The organism is Synergistaceae bacterium (genome assembly GCA_012728235.1).
GTDB lineage: Bacteria > Synergistota > Synergistia > Synergistales > Synergistaceae > JAAYFL01.
In genome coordinates this window covers 1-4,615 of record JAAYFL010000122.1, presented here as the reverse complement: position 1 = coordinate 4,615, position 4,615 = coordinate 1, and the positions used below count along the sequence as shown (strand labels likewise).

The following is a 4,615-nucleotide window of genomic DNA, read 5'->3' as shown; positions in this document are numbered from 1 at the left end:
TACACAATAAAAAGAAGTTTGGTAGCTCCAGCGAAAAGCAGGCAGCTGACCAGATTTCTTTACTTGATCTTTTTGATGAAGCAGAGCTTACAAAACTTCCCATAAGCCTTGAACCTGAGGCTGATAAGGTCTTTGAAGATCAGGCTCCTAAGAAAAAGAAAAAGAGAGCAGGGCGTGGAGACTTTGCTAAGGACTTAGAGACAGAGATTATAGAGTATAAAATTGATGAAGGTGAGTCTGTCTGCGACGAGTGTGGAAGTGAGCTGGCCACCATGAAAAAAGAGATTAGGACCGAGATAAAGATAATCCCAGCCCAGGTTAAGAGGGTAGAGCATGTCACCTACACTTATAGCTGTAGATCTTGTGATAAAGAGGGTCTATCTGGCTTTATTAAAAAGGCTCCAGCCCCTAAGGCTCTAATTCCTAAGAGCCTTGTGTCCCCTAGCCTTATGGCCTACATCCTAAACCAGAAGTACACTCTGGCCCTACCTCTATACAGGCAGGAGCAGGAGTTTAAGAGGCTAGGAATAAATCTTAGCAGACAAAACCTATCAAACTGGACTATAAAGGGGGCTGGTCTACTTAAGGGGCTCTATAAGGAGCTAAAAGACGAGCTCCTAACCCAGGAGCTTCTCCACGGCGACGAGACCACCCTGGAGGTACTAGAAGAACCTGGTAGAAAAGCCACTCAAAAGTCCTACATGTGGCTTTACAGGAGCTCTCGTCATAGTAAAAAGCCAGTAATCCTTTTTGATTATAAGACCAGTAGAAGTGGGGATAACGCCAAGATCTTCCTTGAGGGCTGGCAGGGGACTTACCTTCACTGCGATGGCTATGCCGGCTATAAAAAGATTGAGGGTAAAAAACTCTGTGGTTGCTGGGCTCACGCTAAAAGAAATTTTCACGATGCCTGGCAGGCTAACAAGAAAAACCAGGAAGCCAAAAAGTGTGAGGACTACATCAGTAAACTCTTTGCCCTGGAGAAGAAGGCTGATGAAAAGGGGCTCACTAATGAGGCTCGCCTTGAGATGAGAAAAGAGGAGTCATCAAAACTAGTGACTAATTTCTACGACTACCTGGAGGAACTCTCTGTTATAACTCTCCCTCAAAGCCTACTTGGAAAGGCTATTACTTATGCTAAGAACCAGAGAGAGTATCTAACTACCTTCTTAGAAGACCCCAGAATCCAGCTTAGTAACAATCTAGCGGAGCAGTCCATAAGGCCTTTTGTCATAGGTAGGAACAATTGGCTCTTTTCAGCAAGCCCCAGAGGGGCTAGCTCCTCTGCCCTTATTTATTCCATCATACAAACAGCTATAGCAAATAATCTAAAGCCCTATCACTATCTGAACTACATCTTTGAAGAGATTCAGCTAAACGAGGAGCTACAGGTAGTGGACCTTCTTCCCTGGTCAGATAAGATACCGGAGGAATGTAAGAAATAAACGATGCTAAATGAACAAACATCCAGACAGGTCAAGAGCAATAATGACCAGCTGGATGTTTTTTTAATGGGTGCGCCCTTGGTTTGACGCTTACAAAACGGAAGCTTTTTTAAATTCTTTTACTTCTTTTAGTAACCTTCTAATCATCTAATCACCCTAAATCGATATTTCTTTTGATCTTGTCCAAGACCTCAAAAAAAACATCTAGATCTTTCTTTTTTATATTTTCTCTAAGTATATCCTCCAGCTTGTCTAAGTATTGATCCATTTCATCTATAACTGCTAAAGTAAGTGGGGTAATCCTAATTTCCTTCAGGCGCCCATCATGGAGGGCCCGGCTACGCACAATGTAACCATCACGCTCCAGTACATTAAGCATTTCTGTTGCAGTTGATCTACGTATATGAAGATGCTCCTCTATATCTTTTTGATATACTGGACCTTCTTCTTTGTTAATAAATACTAAAATACGAATCTGGCTATGAGTTAATACTAGAGGTTCACTACTGCGATCCTTTATTATTCTTCTTTTTATTAACTGCTGAGTCTCACGAAGTTCTAATCCAATTCTTCTTGGCATGGCTTCCCTTTATTTACATAATTGTTAGGCACCTAACTATATTACTACTACAAACTATTTTTGTCAATGAATTTTCTCAGTTATACCATAATCTGTAGTTCACAAGAATAATCCAATAAAAAAGGCCCTTCATTTAAAAAACCAAAAAAGCAAAAGAAAGAGTGGGCCTCCGAGACATTCGTCTCGTCGAACCACTCCTATTCTTATGCTTCTAATAAAATATCACTTATTGGCAGAATTCTTATCTACCAACACTATTTGACATAGTGCCATTTAAGAAAGGCCCATTAGTTGACTTTTATCTATCTGTATATATTGGTATTTCAAATCTTAGACTATAACCAGTAACCTGGCCATAGAGTTCTCTAATTCTTTCTGTCTGAGACTTTGCCCAGGCAATATCAGTTGCGTACTGATGGCCGGTTTCAAGATAATTATATCTCATCTTATAAAGGGTATATTGTCCCTGGTCGTTGTGGATGTAACTGTTAGCAATCCACTTGGCCCCACCTATTATAGCCTTTTCTGGTGTAGTCCATCCCTCATTATAAGCTGTTTGTGCACCCAGAGTAACTGGATTACTATCATAGGCACCAATACCATACATGTTGTAAACAGTCACTCCATTTACCTCTTGGCCTGTAGCCAAAGCAGATTGACCATTTCCAGTTTCGAGTAGGGCGTGGCTGACTAGATAAATCTCATTTACATCATGGAGCTGGGAAGCCTCTACAAAGGCGGCTCCCTTACCTTCCAGAATACCTTTGCCCTTTAGAACCTTGTTTAGCTCAGACGCAGAAATTCCAGTATTACTCCTTAAGTCAAGGAACATAAACATATCCACGTTTACTCCGTCAGTGGATATAGCTTCATTGTTCATAATCCAGCCCTCTTGACCATCATGCTGAATCTTTAGCCATGAACCACTCTTGCCAAGAATCATATATGAGTTATTTGCCGCAAGATAAGCCAGAGCATCAGAGCTAGATGAAGCTTGGGCTCTTAGAGCAGTTCCATTGGCTAGAATAGAAACAAAGTTACCTAAATCCTTGGCTGGTAAAGTTTTACCTGAATTGACATCTATTGCAAAATCTGAGTGAATCCATGCATCATTCCCAGAATATTTAATCTGGTACCACACTTCACCTTTATAAACTGTTTCGCCATAAACTTGGTATTCTTCTCCAGGATAGGCTTGACCATAAATTTCATTATGGGTACCTGCCCCAGAACGAGCATTAACTTCACCAGTAATCCTAACCCTACCGACAGTAGCTGGTTTTGACGTTGGTATATCAAAAGTTAGGAAGTTCTGAGGATCCATCTCTGCTAGAATTTCTTCATAAGTGGCTTCAACCCAGTAACCATCCTTCCACTTGACTGCACTACCTACTTGACTTTTTGCAAAGGCTTCTAGAGAACCATACTGCGCATAAGTTATGGTGTGGTCACTTGAAGTCTTTTCTTCAAGGACAAAGCTTTCTTCAAAGACCTTTTCAACCGCGGAAGCCTTAATATCTTTAGCTTCAACTTTAATAGTATAACTACCTACGGCCTTTGGTGTAAAAATAGTTGACTCATTTTCTGAGAAATCACTTAATACTTCATAGGTAGATCCCTCTTTTATTGAGAACTTGTAGAGAACTCTATTACTACCAAAGGCAGTAGCAGATATCTCAACTGGGCCACCAGTATAGTTAAGAGAAGATAATATCAAGCTCAAGTCTGTAACCTTTTGCGGACCAATGTCTACATAGGATCCATGAACCCATCCTTTTTCAATCTTATACCAGATATTCCCACTGGAATCTCTAGCTTCATCATAATAGCTATGAACTGTTAAATCCGACACAGTAGTTACAATATTTGAGGATGTGGTAGGATTCTCTCTGACATTCAGTACAGAGTAATTTACCCTTAAAGTTCCTTTTGAGGTTGGCTTGTCTGCTTCTGTAGAAGACCCACTATAGGAAACATTCTCAGAGTGCATATAACCCTTAGTCCCTTTATAGTCTACCTCATACCAAACATCTCCACTGCTGTCCTTGGTTTTACCGGTAACGTTAATAGTATCATTTTGTTTTAACTGGCCCAGCTCTGTACCCCAAGGTATTTGTCTTACCCTTGCAAAACTATAGGTTACCTTGAGGCTACCTGTTAACTTTTCCACTTCAAGAGGCTTAGAAAAACTCACATTCTCTGAATGTATATAACCATCTTTGCCATTAAACTTAATTTTATACCAAATAGCTCCATCGCTATCCTTAGTCTTACCAATTACCTCAGCACTCTCGCCTTGGTTAAGCTGGCCTAGAACAGTTCCCCAAGGTGTTTGTCTTACCCTTGCAAAGCTGTAAGTAACCGTTACAAAACCACTTAAAGCTTCATCTTTAACAGATGAGCTGGAGTCCTTAGTAAAGCTAATATTATCCTCATGCATGTAGCCATCCTGGCCATTGTACTTTATTTTATACCAGTAGGCCCCATCACTATCCTTGGTTCTAGCAAAAACCTCAGCTGTCTGATTGTAGTTTAGTTCACCTAATATGGTTCCCCAAGGTGTCTTTCTGACCCTAGCAAAGTCCCAAGT

Annotated in this window: 3 protein-coding genes; 1 reads left to right on the top strand and 2 read right to left on the bottom strand. The window is 40.7% G+C overall.

Annotated elements, in window-relative coordinates; genetic code table 11:
* Window positions 1–1,445, top strand: a 1,445-nt coding sequence (locus GXZ13_07075; protein NLX75571.1) for an IS66 family transposase, incomplete at its 5' end; no start/stop codon positions are given.
* Between the two features lie 151 nt (window positions 1,446–1,596).
* Here the strand turns inward: GXZ13_07075 and GXZ13_07070 are convergent.
* Together GXZ13_07070 and GXZ13_07065 are read right to left on the bottom strand one after the other, a co-directional pair.
* The gene (locus GXZ13_07070) at window positions 1,597–2,025 is read right to left on the bottom strand and encodes a winged helix-turn-helix transcriptional regulator (GenBank protein ID NLX75570.1); all 429 of its coding nucleotides are present in this window, start codon (window positions 2,023–2,025) and stop codon (window positions 1,597–1,599) included.
* A gap of 298 nt (window positions 2,026–2,323) precedes the next feature.
* Window positions 2,324–4,615, bottom strand: a 2,292-nt coding sequence (locus GXZ13_07065) for an SH3 domain-containing protein (protein NLX75569.1), incomplete at its 5' end; no start/stop codon positions are given.